General features: G+C 76.8%; 17 protein-coding genes. 8 read left to right on the top strand and 9 right to left on the bottom strand.

Going from position 1 to position 15,132, the window contains the following annotated elements:
* Position 1 precedes the first annotated feature (1 nt).
* From ACIQBJ_RS01500 to ACIQBJ_RS01470, 7 genes are all read right to left on the bottom strand, one after another.
* The gene (locus tag ACIQBJ_RS01500; RefSeq protein WP_400701580.1) at positions 2-358 is read right to left on the bottom strand and encodes an anti-sigma factor antagonist; all 357 of its coding nucleotides are present in this window, start codon (positions 356-358) and stop codon (positions 2-4) included.
* 67 nt (positions 359-425) lie between these two features.
* Positions 426-2,063 carry a SpoIIE family protein phosphatase gene (locus tag ACIQBJ_RS01495; protein ID WP_400701577.1) on the bottom strand — a complete coding sequence of 546 codons (1,638 nt, stop codon included), beginning with the start codon at positions 2,061-2,063 and terminating at the stop codon, positions 426-428.
* Positions 2,060-3,826, bottom strand: a complete 1,767-nt coding sequence (locus tag ACIQBJ_RS01490) for an ATP-binding protein (RefSeq protein ID WP_400703439.1) — start codon at positions 3,824-3,826, stop codon at positions 2,060-2,062. Before ACIQBJ_RS01490 ends, ACIQBJ_RS01495 begins: the two co-directional genes overlap by 4 nt.
* 77 nt (positions 3,827-3,903) lie before the next feature.
* Positions 3,904-5,079, bottom strand: a complete 1,176-nt coding sequence (locus tag ACIQBJ_RS01485; protein ID WP_400701574.1) for a SpoIIE family protein phosphatase — start codon at positions 5,077-5,079, stop codon at positions 3,904-3,906.
* On the bottom strand, positions 5,067-5,483 hold the full coding sequence (locus ACIQBJ_RS01480; RefSeq protein ID WP_400701571.1) for an anti-sigma regulatory factor: 417 nt from the start codon (positions 5,481-5,483) through the stop codon (positions 5,067-5,069). Before ACIQBJ_RS01480 ends, ACIQBJ_RS01485 begins: the two co-directional genes overlap by 13 nt.
* A complete protein-coding gene (locus tag ACIQBJ_RS01475; protein WP_400701568.1) occupies positions 5,480-5,857 on the bottom strand; it encodes an STAS domain-containing protein in 378 nt (125 codons plus the stop codon). The genes ACIQBJ_RS01480 and ACIQBJ_RS01475 overlap by 4 nt, the downstream gene beginning before the upstream one ends.
* Complete coding sequence (locus ACIQBJ_RS01470; RefSeq protein WP_400701565.1) at positions 5,854-6,693, bottom strand: STAS domain-containing protein; 840 nt, start codon at positions 6,691-6,693, stop codon at positions 5,854-5,856. Before ACIQBJ_RS01470 ends, ACIQBJ_RS01475 begins: the two co-directional genes overlap by 4 nt.
* A 322-nt stretch (positions 6,694-7,015) precedes the next feature.
* Here ACIQBJ_RS01470 and ACIQBJ_RS01465 point away from each other — a divergent pair, with 322 nt between their 5' ends.
* Entirely contained in the window at positions 7,016-7,417 is a 402-nt protein-coding gene (locus ACIQBJ_RS01465) for an SsgA family sporulation/cell division regulator (protein ID WP_400701562.1), read from the top strand.
* A 7-nt stretch (positions 7,418-7,424) separates the two neighbouring features.
* On the opposite strand, the gene ACIQBJ_RS01460 is transcribed toward ACIQBJ_RS01465, so the two are convergent.
* Both ACIQBJ_RS01460 and ACIQBJ_RS01455 read right to left on the bottom strand, forming a co-directional pair.
* The gene (locus ACIQBJ_RS01460; protein ID WP_400701559.1) at positions 7,425-7,874 is read right to left on the bottom strand and encodes an ATP-binding protein; all 450 of its coding nucleotides are present in this window, start codon (positions 7,872-7,874) and stop codon (positions 7,425-7,427) included.
* Between the two features lie 62 nt (positions 7,875-7,936).
* Positions 7,937-8,308 carry an STAS domain-containing protein gene (locus ACIQBJ_RS01455; protein WP_400701556.1) on the bottom strand — a complete coding sequence of 124 codons (372 nt, stop codon included), beginning with the start codon at positions 8,306-8,308 and terminating at the stop codon, positions 7,937-7,939.
* Between the two features lie 192 nt (positions 8,309-8,500).
* On the opposite strand from ACIQBJ_RS01455, the gene ACIQBJ_RS01450 reads away from it, so the two are divergent.
* The 7 genes from ACIQBJ_RS01450 to ACIQBJ_RS01420 all read left to right on the top strand — a co-directional run bounded on the left by ACIQBJ_RS01450 (position 8,501) and on the right by ACIQBJ_RS01420 (position 15,021).
* The gene (locus tag ACIQBJ_RS01450) at positions 8,501-9,490 is read left to right on the top strand and encodes an aldo/keto reductase (RefSeq protein WP_400701553.1); all 990 of its coding nucleotides are present in this window, start codon (positions 8,501-8,503) and stop codon (positions 9,488-9,490) included.
* A 99-nt stretch (positions 9,491-9,589) separates the two neighbouring features.
* The gene (locus tag ACIQBJ_RS01445) at positions 9,590-10,183 is read left to right on the top strand and encodes a TetR family transcriptional regulator (RefSeq protein WP_400701550.1); all 594 of its coding nucleotides are present in this window, start codon (positions 9,590-9,592) and stop codon (positions 10,181-10,183) included.
* Positions 10,184-10,387: 204 nt separating this feature from the next.
* Positions 10,388-12,025: a PP2C family protein-serine/threonine phosphatase gene (locus ACIQBJ_RS01440; protein ID WP_400701547.1), complete on the top strand. Its 1,638-nt coding sequence runs from the start codon at positions 10,388-10,390 to the stop codon at positions 12,023-12,025.
* Positions 12,022-13,107 (top strand): B12-binding domain-containing protein, encoded by a 1,086-nt coding sequence (locus ACIQBJ_RS01435; RefSeq protein WP_400701544.1) that lies wholly within the window; start codon positions 12,022-12,024, stop codon positions 13,105-13,107. Before ACIQBJ_RS01440 ends, ACIQBJ_RS01435 begins: the two co-directional genes overlap by 4 nt.
* Complete coding sequence (locus ACIQBJ_RS01430; RefSeq protein ID WP_400701541.1) at positions 13,104-13,469, top strand: STAS domain-containing protein; 366 nt, start codon at positions 13,104-13,106, stop codon at positions 13,467-13,469. The genes ACIQBJ_RS01435 and ACIQBJ_RS01430 overlap by 4 nt, the downstream gene beginning before the upstream one ends.
* A 78-nt stretch (positions 13,470-13,547) precedes the next feature.
* A complete protein-coding gene (locus ACIQBJ_RS01425) occupies positions 13,548-14,624 on the top strand; it encodes a TIGR03557 family F420-dependent LLM class oxidoreductase (protein WP_400701538.1) in 1,077 nt (358 codons plus the stop codon).
* 103 nt (positions 14,625-14,727) lie between these two features.
* A complete protein-coding gene (locus tag ACIQBJ_RS01420; RefSeq protein WP_400701535.1) occupies positions 14,728-15,021 on the top strand; it encodes a WhiB family transcriptional regulator in 294 nt (97 codons plus the stop codon).
* Positions 15,022-15,132: the final 111 nt, after the last annotated feature.

Below are 15,132 nucleotides of genomic sequence, written 5' to 3'. Positions count from 1 at the left end.
GTCAGGCGGGCGGCCGGAACACCTCGACCGCCTCCGCCACGGTGGTGCGGCGGTGCAGCAGCCGGTCCACGCCGGTGAGGGCCAGCAGGTGGGCCAGGTCCGGGGCGACGGCGACCAGCACGAGGACGGAGCCGGCCTGCTCGGTGCGGCGGAAGGCGTAGAGCAGTTCGGCGACGCCCACGGAGTCGCAGAAGCCCAGTCCGGCCAGGTCGAGCACCACCGGGAGGGGCGCCGGGAGCCGTTCGAGCACCCGGTGCAGGCGCGGCGCGGTGTGGTGGTCCAGTTCCCCCGCGAGCACGACGACGGTCGCCCCCGCGGGATGGGGGCGGACCTCGATGGTCAGGTCGTACTCGGGCACACGGGCTCCGTACGGTGCGGGGCGGGCGGAGAAAAGGGGGAGGGAAGGCGGAGGGAAGGGGGAGAGGTCAGTGCAGGCGGGCGACCAGCAGCGCGACGTCGTCGGCCTGGCGGCCCGTGAACGCGGCCAGCAGCCGGTCACCGGCCCCGTCCGGGTCGGGCGGGGCGGCCGCGAAGGCGTCCCGCAGCGCCGACAGGCCGGTCTCCAGGTGCTCGCCCGGTACCTCGACCAGGCCGTCGGTGACCAGCAGCAGGTCACTGCCGGGCGGGGCGTCGAACGCGACGGCCGGGGGCTGCGGCACGTTCAGGCCCAGCAGGATGCCGTGCTCGGTCAGGTACCGGGTCGAGCCGTCGGGCAGCCGCAGCAGCGGCGGCAGGTGCCCGGCGTTGGCGACCAGCAGGCGGCGGCGGTCCGGCGAGATCAGCACCAGGCAGACGGTGGCGGTCAGTCCGGGGCGCAGCCGGGTCAGCAGGGTGTCCAGCCGGTGCAGCAGGGTCTGCGGGTCGTGGCCCTCGATGGCGTAGGCGCGCAGCGCGTGCCGCAGTTCGCCCATCGCCATCGCGGCCGTCAGCGAGTGCCCGGCGACGTCGCCGATCGCCAGCAGCAGCCCGTCGGGGGTGTCGATGGCCTCGTAGAAGTCGCCGCCGATCTCGCTGCGGGCCGAGGCCGGCTCGTAGCGGACCGCCAGCTCGACGCCGGGGACGGCGGGCAGCCGGTCCGGCAGGAAGCTGCGCTGCAGGGTGAGCGCGAGGGCGTGTTCCTCGGCCTGGCTGCGCTGCGCCTCCAGGGCGAGCGCGGCGGCCTGGGTGAGCTGGGAGAGCAGGCTGCGGCCGTCGGCGTCGGCGGCGGCGTCCGGGTCGACGGCGAGCGCGAGCAGCGGCCGGCCCGGTTTGGTGCGCGCCACCACCAGGGCGGTCGGCCCGGTCGGCAGGTCCGCCGCGCCCAGCCCGTGGTCGGCGAGCACGTCGCGCCAGGCGTCGGCGTCCAGCAGGGTGCTGTCGGTGCCGGTGGCGTCGCCCAGGGTGTGGTGGGCCAGCACGTCCAGCAGCACCGGCGGGGCCTGCAGCAGCCGCACCGGCGGGTCGCTGGGGCGGCCGGGGTCGTGCTGGGCCAGGTACAGGGTGTCGCGGTCCGGGCCGAGCGCGATCGCGGTGGCCCGGGCCGCGCCCAGCCGGACCGCGCCCAGCGCGGCGGCCGTGACCAGGGCGTCCGCGTCGTCCGCCCCGTACAGGGCGAGGGTGGCGCGGTGCAGCGCGGCGACCCGGGCGGCGAGCCGCTCGGCGCGCCGCCGGGCCCGGGTGTAGCGCAGCACGGCGGTGACGGTGGCCTGGAGCTCGGCCGCGTCGATCGGCTCGGTCAGGTAGGCGTCGGCGCCGCGGTGCAGGCCCTGGGTGCGGTCGCTGGCCTCGATCGCGGTGGCGGAGATGTGCACCACCGGCAGCGCGGCGGTGCGCGGGCGGCCCTTGATCCGCTCGCACACCTCGAAGCCGGTCATGTCGGGCAGGCTGATGTCGACCACGGCGAGCTCGGGCAGCTCGGCCGCCGGGGTGCGGTCGAGCAGCGCCAGCGCCTGGGTGCCGTCGACCGCCTCGACCACGGTGTGGCCGGAGCGGCGCAGCCAACTGCCCACGATGTAGCGGGTGGTGTCGTTGTCGTCGAGGACCAGCACGGTCGCGGGTCCGGCGTCGGGGGCGGCCACGGTCACGCTCCGTCCTCGGGGGCCTCGGGGGCCTCGGGGTGCGCGGGCGGTCGGGCGGCGGCGGGGCGCGGCGTCGCCAGGGCGGCGGCGATCCGGGCACCGGTCAGGCCGGACTTCGGCAGCACGGCGCGGGCGTGCGCCAGCCGTTCCCGGTCGGCGGCGGTCAGCGTCGCCGAGGTCAGCACCACCACGGGGACGTCCACCAGCTCCGGGTCCGCGCGCAGCTCGGCGAGCACCTGGTGGCCGTCCACCTCCCCGAGGTGCAGGTCCAGGACCACCGCGTCGGGCCGGTGCGCGCGGACGGCCGCCAGCCCGGACGGGCCGTCGACGGCCTCCACCACCCGGTCGGCGAGGCCGTGCAGCAGCGGGCGCAGCACCTCCCGGAACACCGGGTCGTCGTCGACGGCGACCAGCAGGTCCCACCGGGCGCCGGCCGGCCCGGCGGGGTGCGCGGGCAGCCGGACGGTGATCACGGTGCCCCGGCCGGGCTCGCTCGCCAGCCGCAGGCCGCCGCCGAGGATGCCGGCCAGCCGGCGCGCGTACGGCAGGCCCAGGCCGGTGCCCCGGCGGCCGCGCTGGTGCGTGCCCTTGACCTGGTAGAACTCCTCGAACACTCGCTCCTGCTGGTCGGCGGGGATGCCGACCCCGGTGTCGGACACCGTCAGCACCAGCTCCGGCGGGGCGTCCGGGCCGTCGCCGGCGGGTTCGATCCGGGCGTCCAGCGCGACCGACCCGTGCTCGGTGAACTTCAGCGCGTTCGACAGCAGGTTGCGCAGGATGCGCACCAGCATCGTCTCGTCGCCGAGCAGCATCCCGGCCCCGGCCGGGGCCGCGCCGATCCGCAGCGCCACCCCCGGGCGGGCCAGGCCGCGCAGGGTGCCGTCCAGGTGGGCGAGCACGGCGCGCAGGTCCAGCGGCGCCCACTGCGGCTCCAGGGTGCCGGACTCCGCCTTGGCGACGTCCAGCAGCTCGTCCACCAGGGACAGCAGGGTGCGGCCGGAGTCGGTGATCAGGGACAGCTGCCGGGCCCGCTCGGCGGGCGGGGCGTCCGGGTCGGTGCGCAGCAGCTCGGCCAGGCCGACCACCGCGTTGACGGGGGTGCGCAGTTCGTGGCTGACGTTCGCCCAGAACCGGCTCTTCGCCTCGCTGGCCTCGCGCAGCTGCCGGGACTTCTCGTCCAGCTCGGCGTAGAGCGCGACCACGCCCCGGTTGGTCTCCTCCAGTTCCTCCGACAGCTCGGCGTACAGCGCCAGCACGCCCTGGTTGGTCTCCTCCAGCTCCTGGTTCAGCCGCCGCAGTTCCTCGCGCTGGGCGCGGGTGTGCTCCAGGGCGGCGATCAGGTCGCGGGTCTGTGCCCGGGAGTCCTCCAGGGCGCTCGGACCGGTGTGCTCGGCGAGCAGCCGGCGGGCCCGGTCGACCAGCCCGGTCCCCGGGGCCGTGTCCGGGCCGAGCCGCTGTTCGACCCGGACACGCCCGCCCGCGGCGTCCTGCGCGTGCTCGACGGCCAGCAGCCGGCCCGCCGCGTCCAGCGCCTCGGCGGGCAGCCGGTGGCCGCCCCGCCAGGCCAGCGTCACCCGCAGCACCGGCACCGGCTCCGCGCACAGGTCGAAGGCGGCGCCGAGCCCGTCCGCGCCGAGCAGGCCCCGGCCCAGCTCGCTCAGCGCGGTGGCGAGCCGGACGGCGTCCTGCCCGTCCGCGCCGAGCAGGTCGGCCAGGGCGTGGGCGCTGCGGCGCAGCGCGAAGGTGTCCTGGACGGTGGCCACCGGCATCGCGTCCAGCGACACCGGGGCGGTCCGTTCGGGCCGACGGTCCGTCAGGTCCGCGGCGGGGTCGGTCGGTTCCGCGTTCACCAGGAGCCCTTCGCCACGACCACGCCCGCGTCGTCCCGGCGCACGCCCGCCTCGCGCAGCAGCAGCGCGGCGGCGGTGACGGGCAGGTGGGCGAACAGGCCCGGCACGTCCGGGCCGCGCCAGCGGTCGGTCAGCCCGTCCGAGTGCAGCACGACCGCGCTGCCGGGGGGCAGTTCCTGCCGCACGGTGTGCGGGGTCGGCAGCTGGTGCCCGACGATGCCCGGCGCGGACGGCAGCGAGCGCCGGGTGCCGGTGGCGGGGTCGACCACGAAGGCGCTGACGTTGCCGACGCCGCAGAAGGTCAGCCGGGCGGCGGCCGGTTCGACCAGGGCCACGGCGACCGCGCCGCCCCGGCCGGAGCGCAGCGCCCGGTGCAGTGCGGCGAGCACCTGGTCGGGCCGGTCGGCGGCGCAGCGGTGGAAGGCCGCGACGGCGTCCGAGGCGGCCCGGGCGGCGAGCGGGCCGTGGCCCAGCCCGTCGCAGAGCATCAGCACGAAGCCGCCGGACGGGTCGCGGGGCACGGGGGAGAGGGCGTACCGGGGCGCCCGGTCGGTCAGCACCGACCAGTCGAAGCGGCCGCCCGGCACCGCGGGGGCGGGGGCGGGCGCGGGCGCGGATGCGGGCGCGGCGGCGAGCACCGGGCGGACCGCCCAGGCGTCGCCGCACATGTCCTGCCCGCTCATCGGGCGGGTCAGCCCGGCGGCGACGGGCTCGCCCGCGGCGGCCGCGGCCCGGCCGGCCGGGGTGCGGTTCCAGAACCGGGCGGTCAGCACGGTGCCCCGCCCGGGCAGCGAGTGCAGGTCGAAGGCGTCGGCGAGCCGGGCCACCGCGCCCAGGCCGATGCCCAGGGTGGGGCCGGAGGAGTAGCCGTCGGCGAGCGCCGCCGGGACGTCCGCCATGCCGGGACCGCTGTCGACGGTGACGAACTCCAGCGCCGCCTCGGCGTCGGTCCGCACCACGCGCAGCACCATCGCCCCGTCGACGGCGTGCCGCCGCAGGTTGGTGGCGGCCTCGCTGACGGCCAGCGCGACCTCGGCCGCCCGCTCCGGCAGCAGGCCGATCCGGTGGGCGAGCTGGCGGGCCGCGCCGCGCGCGGCGGCGGGCAGCGAGTCGGAGTGCCGGAACCAGACGGTGTCCTCGCACTCGGTCAGGGAGGGGCTCAGCGGGACCACTTGGTCACCGACACCTTCGTCCCCGCACCGGGCTCGCTGCGCAGTTCGAACTCGTCGACCAGCCGGCGGGCCCCGCTCAGGCCCAGGCCCATGCCGTTGCCGGAGGTCCAGCCGTCGGTGAGCGCGAGGTCCAGGTCGGGGATGCCGGGGCCGCTGTCCTCGAACACGGCGTGCACGCCGGTCCGGTGGCCCTTGCGGACGGTGGTGCAGTGCATCCGGCCGCCCCCGCCGTAGACCAGCGTGTTGCGGGCCAGCTCGCTGGCGGCAGTGACCAGCTTGGTCTGGTCGACCAGCGAGAGGCCGCACTGCTGGGCGAAGGTCCGGACGGTCTGCCGGGCCCGCACCACGTCGTCGTTGGAGCCGATCGGCACGGTCTGCCCGTCCTCCGGCCGGGGCCCGGTCACGGACGGGCCGTACGCGCGGTACGGTCGCGTTCGAGCAGGGCGAGGCCCTTCTCCAGGGTGAGCGCGGTGCGCACCCCGCCCAGCGACAGCCCCAGCTCGACCAGGGTGATGGCGACGGCGGGGCGCATCCCCACCACCACCGTCCCGGCGTCCAGCAGGCGGGAGATCGCGGCAGTGTTGGCGAGCATCCGGCCGACGAAGGAGTCGACGATCTCCAGCGCCGTGATGTCGATGACCACGCCGGTCGCGCCGGTGGCGACGATCCGCTCGGCCAGGTCGTCCTGGAGGTCCATCACGATCTGGTCCTCCAGGTCGACCTGGATCGACACCAGCAGCACCTGGCCGATCTTCAGGATCGGTACGCGCTCGCTCACCGCTCGCCGCCGGTGGCCGGACGGGCGCCGCCGAGCTGCAGGACGTGCCGCAGCGCGTCCGCCAGGGTGGCCTTGGTGACGATGTCGCCGAACTGCACGCCGAGCGCGACCAGGGTCTGCGCGATCTGCGGCCGGATGCCGGAGATGGTGCACTCGGCGCCCATCAGCCGGGCCGCGACCACGGTCTTCAGCAGGTGCTGGGCGACCTCGGTGTCCACCGCGGGCACGCCGGTGATGTCGATGATGGCGTGCTCGGACTCCCACTCCACCAGGCTCTGCAGCAGCTTCTCCATCACCACCTGGGTGCGCGCCGAGTCCAGCGTGCCGACCAGCGGGACGGCGACCACGCCCTCCCACAGCTTGACCACCGGCGTGGACAGTTCGAGCAGCTGCTCGGCCTGGGCGCTGATGATCTCCTCCCGGGTGCGGGCGTACGCCTCGATGGTGAACAGGCCGAGCGCGTCGAACAGCCGGGCCAGCTGGAGGTAGGCGGTGATGTCCTCCGGGCTGCTGCCCGCGGTCGGTTCCAGGACGTCCTTGCAGGCGAACACGCTGACCGCGGTCTCGGTCGGGGTGAAGCCGTGCCGGGCCCGATTGCGGGACAGCTCCACCAGCAGGGCGCGCACCTCCGAGTACGCCTCGTCCCGCCAGTCCAGCCCGCCCTTGCCGAGCGCCTGCCGCAGCGCCTGGTAGAGCTCGGTCAGCTCGCGCTCCAGCTCGGCCCGGCTGATCCGGCCGCCGAGGGACGCCGCCACGGCCGACACCCACTGGTCCTGCACCGCGTCGTCCCGCTCCAGCAGCTCCACGAGCCGTTCCGACGCACGCTCCACCGCCATCAGGCGTTCTCCTCGCTCGCACGGCCCCCGGGGTGCGGGAGGCCCGGCGGTCGTCCGACCGCACCGGCGGCCCCGGCCGGTCGGCCGGGGCACCGGGCCGCGTCTGCCCCGTCCGGGGAGGGGCATGCGCCCGCGCGGAAAGTTTTTCCCCGCGCCCGCCCGCCGCGCCCGCCCACCCGTCCTGCCGCGCTCGCCCACCTGCTGCGACCGGGTGAACCTCGGTAACGGTTCGGCAAAGCCGATGGTGGATCGTCGGCGGACGGGTAGCCGCGCCGACACCGGTCGGGGCGCGTCGCCCCCACGTTCCCAGGGGGTCCCCCACATGCCCGTCGCCGTCTCCGTCGCGGTTCCCGCCACCCTTCCCGAGAGCCCGTTCCCGCAGGTCGTGATCGCCGCCGAACTCCGCTTCGACCCCGCCCTCCCGTACGGCGTCGCGCTGGCCTTCCCGCCGCAGGCCACCGGGGAGGAGATTGTCTGGTGGTTCGGGCGGGACCTGCTCGACGCCGGCTGCCGGGCCCCCGCCGGCGAGGGCGACGTCCGGGTCGAACCGGGCCGTCACGGCCGGGTCCTGGTCACCCTGGGCAGCCGGCGCGACCGCGCCGTCGTCAGCCTCCCGTCCGGGACCGTCGCGGACTTCCTCACCGGCGCCTACCGGGCCGTCCCCGTCGGCGCCGAGTCCGAGCACCTCGACCTGGCCCCGGTGCTGGCCCGGCTGCTCGCCTGACGCGCCCTCAGGGGGCGGTGCCCGGCCGGCCGACCGGGGCGAGGGTGACCCGGATGCGCTTGCCGCCCCCCGGCAGCGGGTGGATCTCCCAACTGCTGCTGAGCAGTTGGACCAGCGGCCAGCCGCGGCCGCCCGGCCGGGCGGGGTCGCGGAGCAGGTCGGTGCCGCCGTGCGGGTGGGCCGCGGCGGAGTCCTCGACCTCGATGACCAGCGGCCCGCCGTCCCGGTCGCTGCGGACGGCGAAGCCGGTGACGCCCCCGGCGTGCCGGATCGCGTTGGTGACCAGCTCGGTGACGGCCAGGCAGGCGTCGCCGCGCAGCCGCTCGTCGGCCGCGGGGTGCTCCCCGAGCGCGGCGGCGACGGCCGCCCTGGCCTGCGCGGCCGTCCGCACCGGGGAATCCGGCGCCCCCGGGGCCGGGGCGCGGCACCGCGTCGGGTCGGTCTCGGCACGGGACATCTGGTGACCTCGAATCGGACGGAACGGACGTTCAGTGGTCCGGATGCCCGGACGGGGCGGCCTCACACGGCCCGGTCCGGCCCGGGAGTGTCGGCGAGCGCCGCCGCGGTGTCCGGGGCGAGATGCAGGTAGCCGACGGCGGAGGACAGTTCGAGTAGCCGCCGGACGGGCTCGCGCAGCGGCCCGGCCAGCACCAGCCGCCCGCCGGCGTCCGCCGTCCGGCGGTGCGCCAGCAGCAGGCCGTGCAGCACCGAGGAGTCCGCGAACGTCACCCCGGCGAGGTCCACCACCAGCAGCCGGGGCGCGCGCTCCGCCGCCGCCGACAGCCGCCGGACGAACTCCTGCCCGTCCTCCCAGTCGAGCTCGCCCGCGGCCCGCAGCGTCTCGACGTCCTCCGGCTCCGCCCCGGAGCCGCTCCGCACGTGATCGGTCATGCCCGGCATGCTAACGCCGCCCCGAGCCGTCCCGTGCCTGTCCCGTGCTCGTCCCGTGCCCGCCCCGGGCCCGTCCCGAGCCCGCCCTGTGCGGCCCCCGCCGTCGGTCCGGGCGGGGCGCGCGACCAAGGTTTGGCAAAATTGGGCTGACAGATTTTGAAATCTGTCAGCCCAACCCTGTACGGTGGAGGCATGAAGAACACCGACCTCGGCACCACCGGCCCCACCGTCTCCCGCCTCGGCCTCGGCCTGATGGGCATGTCCGGCATGTACGGCCCCGCCGACCGCGCGGAGGCCGTCGCCACCGTGCACGCCGCCCTCGACCGGGGCGTCACCCTGCTCGACACCGGCGACTTCTACGGGATGGGGCACAACGAACTGCTGCTCCGGGAGGCGCTGCACGGCCGCGACCGCGAGAAGGCCGTGATCAGCGTCAAGTTCGGCGTGCTGCGCGACCCCGACGGGGCGTTCCTCGGCGTCGACCTGCGCCCCGCCGCGATCAAGAACTCGGTGGCGTACAGCCTGCAGCGGCTCGGCACCGACCACATCGACGTCTACCGTCCGGCCCGGATCAGCCCCGAGATCCCGATCGAGGAGGTCGTCGGCACCCTCGCCGAACTCGTCGAGAAGGGCTGGATCCGGCACATCGGCCTCTCCGAGGTCGGCGCGGAGACGCTGCGCCGCGCCCACGCCGTGCACCCGATCACCGACGTCCAGATCGAGTACTCGCTGATCTCGCGCGGCATCGAGCGGGACGTCCTCCCGACCGCGAACGAACTCGGCGTCGCCGTCACCGCCTACGGCGTGCTCTCCCGCGGCCTGATCAGCGGCCACTGGAAGCCGCAGGCCGCCGCCGGGGACTTCCGGGCCCACCTGCCGCGGTTCACCGGCGACGCGCTCGACCACAACCTGGCCCTGGTCGAGGCGCTGCGGAAGATCGCCGACGACAAGGGCGTCACCGTCGCCCAGCTCGCCATCGCCTGGGTGCTCGGCCGCGGCGAGGACATCGTCCCGCTGATCGGCGCCCGCCGCCGCGACCGCCTCGACGAGGCCCTCGGCGCCCTGGACGTCACCCTGGACGCCGACGAGCTCGCCGCGATCGAGGCCGCGGTCCCCGCCGGCGCCGCCGCCGGCGAACGCTACGACGCCGCCCAGATGCGGATGCTGGACAGCGAGCGGTGAAGCGGGCAGTGAAGCGAGCGGTGAGCGGCCGTCCGGCACTGCGCGGACGGCGGCCCGGGCGGCGGCCCGGCCGCCCCGGCGGGCGATAACCTCGGGACCATGACCGAACAGCTGACGGCCGAGCGCGTGCTCGACACCGCCGAGGACGTCCTGCGCCGCTACGGCCCCGCCAAGGCCACCGTGGTCGACGTCGCCCGCGCGCTCGGCGTCAGCCACGGCACGGTCTACCGGCACTTCGGCACCAAGGCGGCGCTCCGCGAGGCCGTCGCCGAGCGCTGGCTGCGCCGCACCTCGGTCCCGATGGCCGCGCTCGCCGACGACCCCGCCCTCCCGGCCCCCGAACGGCTCCGGCACTGGGTCCGCACCCTCCACGCGACCAAACGCCGCTACGCCACCGAGGACCCCGAACTCCAGCGCACCTTCCGCGCGCTGGTCGCCGAGACCACCGACGTGGTCACCGCCCACGAGAACGAACTCGCCGCCCAGCTCGGCCGGATCGTCGCCGCGGGCGTCGCCGCCGGGGACTTCGCCGCCCCCGACCCCGCCGCGGCCGGCCGCACGGTCTTCCTCGCCACCGCCCGTTTCCACCACCCCGCCCACGCCGCCGACTGGACGTCCCCCGGCAACGAGGCCGACCTCGACGCCGTCGTCGACCTCCTGCTCGCGGGCCTGGCCGGCCCCGCCCCGCGCTGACGCGCCGCCGGCACAGCACCGCCACACCGCCGGCACATCGTCGACACCCGGGGCGGCGCTAGCATGGCGGTTCGGGTGCGGCCCGTCCGCCCCGGTGCACGGAGGCGGCGGCGCGGCACCGAGGACGTCGGCCGCCCCGGTCCCGCTGGTCCGGGCGGACGGCGGAGCACGGATGCGAGGTGAGGGCCCGTCAGGGCCCGGACGATGGCGTTTTCGACTTCCCCCGCGGCGGCCACGGACTGGGAGTTCCTGGCCGACGCCCCGGTGCCGGTCGCGCTCCTGGGGCCCGACGGCGGGCTGAGGCACGCCAGCGACAGCGCCCGGCGGCTGCTGGCCGGGACCGACGGCGGCTCCCCGCCGTGGCTGCGCCGCGCGCACCTGCGGCTGCGGCTGCGCAACGGCGCGGACGCCGCGGGCGGCGGCCCGGCCGGCGCGGTGCGGTACACCGACCCGGTGGCGGGCACCGTCGAGGCCCACCCCTCGCCGCTGCCCGACGGCGGCGCCGTCTGGTGGTTCGTCGTCCCCGAGGGCTGCGCCGGACTGCTGCCGTCGTCGGCGGCGGGCGGCCCGTGCGACTGGGAGCTGCTGACCCGGCTGTCCGGCCTGCTGCTGTCCTCGCTGAACGCGGACCGGATCATGGAGACCGCGGTCCGCCAGGCCGCCGAGCACCTCGCCGACGCCGCCGTGCTGGTCGCCCCCGGCTCCGGCCGCACCCTGCGCTTCGTGACCTGCCTGCGCGCGGGCGACCCGGCCCGGGGCCAGGCCCGGGCCGACCCGGCCGACGTCCCCGGCCTCGCCGAGGCGCTGCGCGGCTTCCCGCCGGTGCCCTCGCGCTGGATCGACCCGGCCGCCACCCCGTCCTGGCTGGTCCCGGACGGCTTCGGCCCGGTCGGCTCGGTGCTGGTCACCCCGCTGCCCGGCCACGGCGTCCCGGCCGGGGCGCTGGTGCTGCTCCGGGCGGTCGGCGGCGCACCCTTCGCCACCGACGAGGAGGTCTTCGCCCGGATGTTCGCGGCCCGGGCCGGCGCGGCGCTCTCCGCCGCCGTCATGTACTCCGAGCAGGCCGCCGTCACCGACCTGCTGATGCGCGAACTGCTCCCGCCCCGGCTCGCGCACCTCGACGGCGTGGACTTCGCCGGCGGCTACCGGGCCTCGGTCGACCGCGACCGGGTCGGCGGCGACTTCTACGACGTCCACCCCGCCGCCGACCCGGACGGCGAGACCCTCGCCCTGCTCGGCGACGTCAGCGGCAAGGGACTGGAAGCCGCCGTGATGACCGGCAAGGTCCGCAACACCCTGCACGCGCTGCTGCCGCTCGCCGACGACCACGGCCGGGTCCTGCACCTGCTCAACCGGGCGCTGCTGACGTCCCGTCACACCCGCTTCGCCACCCTGGTGCTGGCCTCGGTGCGACGCGAGGGGGAGCGGGTCCGGGTCCGGCTGTCGGCCGCCGGGCACCCCGCGCCGATGGTGGTGCGGGCCGACGGCCGGGTCACCGAGTCCGACACGCTCGGCAGCATCGTCGGGGTCCTGCCGGAGGCCACCACCCGCACCGACACCGTGCTCCTCGAACCCGGGGAGGCCTGCGTCCTGTACAGCGACGGCATCACCGAGGCCAGGGGCGGGCCCACCGGCCACGAGCAGTTCGGCCCCCAGCGGCTCAGCCGGGCGCTCGCCGAGTGCGCGGGCCTGCCCGCCGAGGCGGTCGTCGAACGGGTCCAGATGCTCGCCGCGCAGTGGCTGCGCGACGGGCGGCACGACGACATGGCGGTGATGGTGATCGCCGCGCCCGCGCGCGGCGCCCGGCCCGCCGACCGCGAAGGGCAGGCACGCACCGCATGACCGGCACCACGACCACCCGGCCCGTCCGCCCCGACGGTGCGGAACGGCCCCTCCCCGACGAGGAGCTGTGGGAGGCCGTCCTCGACGGCGACCAGGCCCGGGCCATCGCCCTCGCCACCGCCGCCCTCGACGGCGGCCTGCCCCCCGAGACGCTGCTGCTCGACGTCATCGGCGCGCTGCAGGCCCGGATCGGCCGCGCCTGGGCGGCCGACCGGATCAGCGTCGTCCAGGAACACGCCGCCACCGCCGTCAACGAACGCGTGGTCGGCGCCGTCGCCGCCCACCCCGCGTCCGCCGCGGCGGCCCGGCAGCGCCGCCGCGGCCGGATCGCGGTCGCCTGCGTGGGCGGCGAGTGGCACGCCTTCCCGGCCCGGCTGCTCGCCGAGGTGCTGACGCTGCGCGGCTGGCAGGTCGACTACCTGGGCGCCCAGTGCCCCACCCCGCACCTGATCGCGCACCTGCACCGCACCGCCCCCGACGCGCTCGCCCTGTCCGCCTCGCTGGCCACCCGGCTGCCCGCCGCGCACACCGCGCTCACCGCCGCCCAGGCCGCCGGCGTGCCCGTCATGGTCGGCGGCGCGGCCTTCGGGCCGGACGGCCGGCACGCCCGGCTGCTCGGCGCCGACGCCTGGGCCCCCGGCGCCCGGGAGGCCGCCGACCTGCTCGCCCGCGGCATCCCGGAACCGGCCCGGCCGCACCTGCCCGTCGACGACCTGCCGCACCTCGCCGACCAGGAGTACACCCTGGTCAGCCGCAGTTCCCGGGAACTGGTCGGCGCCGTGATGGCCGCCCTGGAGGCGGAGTTCGCCCCCGTCCGGGCCTACACCGAACTCCAGCGCGAGCACACCCTGGACGACCTCGGCCACGTCCTCGACCACCTCGCCGTCGCCCTCTACACCGGAGACCCCGACCTGTTCACCGCGTTCACCGGCTGGACCAGGGAGGTCCTGCTCGCCCGCGCCGTCCCCGACACCTTCCTCGTCTTCGCCCTCACCGCCCTGCGCCACCAGTTGCGCGACCTGCCGCGCAGCGTCGCCGTCCTGACCGCCGCGGCCGCCCGCCCCGCCGGGACGCCCGCATGAACGGCCGTCCCGTCCCCGCGCCGCACCCCGCCACCGCCATCGCCGACGTCACCGTCCGGATCGACGGCGAACTCGACCACGAGAGCTGCGAGGACCTGCTGCGGGCCGTCGCCGACCACCTCGCCGCGGCCCCCGCCGCCCGGGCGGTCCGGCTCGACTGCGGCGGCATGACGCTCTGCGACTCCATGGGCCTGTCCGCCCTGCTCCAGATCCGCCGCGACACCGCCGCCGCCGGCCTGCGCCTGCTCCTCGACCACCGCCCCGCCCACCTCGACCGCCTGCTCCGCCTCACCGGCACCACCGCCCACCTGCTCGGCGACACCCCGGACGCCGCCCCCGACGCCGCCCCCGGCGACCGGTAGGACCCGCGAAAGCGGGCAGACGGCGGAGAGGGGGGCCGAGGAGCGCCACAGCGGCGGACGCCGGGACGAGGAGACGTGATGACCGAGTACGGGTACTTCCTGTCCTGCGAGGAGTTCACCCCGCAGGAACTGATCGCCCAGGCCGAACGGGCGCGGGACGCCGGGTTCACCCGGCTGGCGATCTCCGACCACTTCCACCCGTGGAACGAGGCGCAGGGCAACAGCCCCTTCGTCTGGTCGGTGATCGGCGCCCTCTCGCAGACCGTGGACCTGCCCGTCACCACCTTGGTGACCTGCCCCACCGTCCGCCTGCACCCCGCGATCACCGCCCAGGCCGCGGCCACCTCCAGCGTGCTGCTGGACGGCCGGTTCACCCTCGGCGTCGGCACCGGCGAGGCGCTCAACGAGCACGTCCTCGGCGACCGCTGGCCCTCGTTCGAGGAGCGCGCCGAGATGCTGGAGGAGGCGGTGGAGGTGATGCGCGAACTCTTCACCGGCAGCCGGGTCAGCCACCGGGGCCCGCACTACACCGTCGACAACGCCCGCCTCTACACCGCGCCCCGGGGCCGGCTGCCGATCCTGGTCTCCGGCTTCGGCCCGAAGGCCGCCGCGACCGCGGGCCGGATCGGCGACGGCTTCGTCACCATGGCGCCCGACGCCGACCTGGTCGCGGTCTTCCGCGCGTGCGGCGGCGCCGGCAAGCCCGTCGTCGGCGGGCTCAAGGTCTGCTGGGGCGCGGACCGGGAGAAGGCCGTGGACGAGGTGCACCGCCGCTGGCCGACCCAACTGCTCCCCGGCGAACTGGCCCAACTCCTGCCCACACCGGCGCACTTCGAGCAGGCCAGCGAACTCGTCACCCGTGAAATGGTGGCCGGGGCCGTCCCCTGCGGCGACGACGTGGACGCGCACGCGGCCGCCGTCCGGGCCTACGCCGAGGCCGGGTTCGACGAGGTGTACGTCGGCCAGATCGGCCCCGACCAGGACGCCTTCTTCGCGGCCTACCGGGACCACGTGCTGCCCGCCCTGCGGGGGAAATCCACCGGGCCCGGCCCGGTGGAGACGCCCGAGGCCCGGATGACGGGGGAAGGGGCGCCCGCGCCGGACGAGCGCGCCAAGGGCCCCGCGGACGGGCCCGAGTTCGCGCCCACCGGCTGAGCGGAACGTGGAGATCGTGCGAAGAGCCGACCGGAGGCGCATGGTTCACGGCGGACCGGTCAGACGTGGAGTGATCACCCCACCCCCTACGGAAGGCACCGTCGTGGCCAAGGTCTCCCGTCTCCCCGGCGCTCAGGCTCACCACTGGGACTGGCAGCTGGAGGGCTCCTGCCGCACCGTCGGCGGGGCCGTCTTCTTCCGCCCCGCGAACGAGGGCCGCGCCGAGGCGCGGGAGCGCGAGGAGGCCGCCAAGCAGGTCTGCGCGGGCTGCCCGGTCCGCCTGGAGTGCCGGCGCCACGCGCTGGCCACCGCCGAACCCTACGGCGTCTGGGGCGGGCTCACCGAGGACGAGCGGCACGCCCTGCTGGTCCACCGCGAACCGGCCCGGGCGGCCTGAGCGGCCCGCACCCGCACGGCGTGGGGGGCCCCCCCCCGCCCCCCGGCGCCGCCCCCCCCCCCCGCGGCGGCCCCGCCCCCCCCCCGCCGGCAGGCCCCGCGCCCACGCGCG

It is taken from the genome of Kitasatospora sp. NPDC088391 (assembly GCF_044753345.1).
GTDB lineage: Bacteria > Actinomycetota > Actinomycetes > Streptomycetales > Streptomycetaceae > Kitasatospora.
The sequence above is the reverse complement of the archived record's forward strand: the minus strand, read 5'-3'. Positions and strand labels throughout refer to the sequence as shown.

Bases quoted from the DNA above. Each gene is read 5' to 3' on its own strand.
- ACIQBJ_RS01490 (WP_400703439.1), bottom strand. From the start codon at position 3,826: ATGCCGGTGGCCACCGTCCAGGACACCTTCGCGCTGCGCCGCAGCGCC.
- ACIQBJ_RS01470 (WP_400701565.1), bottom strand. From the start codon at position 6,693: ATGGCGGTGGAGCGTGCGTCGGAACGGCTCGTGGAGCTGCTGGAGCGG.
- ACIQBJ_RS01465 (WP_400701562.1), top strand. From the start codon at position 7,016: ATGCCCGTCGCCGTCTCCGTCGCGGTTCCCGCCACCCTTCCCGAGAGC.
- ACIQBJ_RS01460 (WP_400701559.1), bottom strand. From the start codon at position 7,874: ATGTCCCGTGCCGAGACCGACCCGACGCGGTGCCGCGCCCCGGCCCCG.
- ACIQBJ_RS01455 (WP_400701556.1), bottom strand. From the start codon at position 8,308: ATGACCGATCACGTGCGGAGCGGCTCCGGGGCGGAGCCGGAGGACGTC.
- ACIQBJ_RS01450 (WP_400701553.1), top strand. From the start codon at position 8,501: ATGAAGAACACCGACCTCGGCACCACCGGCCCCACCGTCTCCCGCCTC.
- ACIQBJ_RS01445 (WP_400701550.1), top strand. From the start codon at position 9,590: ATGACCGAACAGCTGACGGCCGAGCGCGTGCTCGACACCGCCGAGGAC.
- ACIQBJ_RS01440 (WP_400701547.1), top strand. From the start codon at position 10,388: ATGGCGTTTTCGACTTCCCCCGCGGCGGCCACGGACTGGGAGTTCCTG.
- ACIQBJ_RS01435 (WP_400701544.1), top strand. From the start codon at position 12,022: ATGACCGGCACCACGACCACCCGGCCCGTCCGCCCCGACGGTGCGGAA.
- ACIQBJ_RS01430 (WP_400701541.1), top strand. From the start codon at position 13,104: ATGAACGGCCGTCCCGTCCCCGCGCCGCACCCCGCCACCGCCATCGCC.
- ACIQBJ_RS01425 (WP_400701538.1), top strand. From the start codon at position 13,548: ATGACCGAGTACGGGTACTTCCTGTCCTGCGAGGAGTTCACCCCGCAG.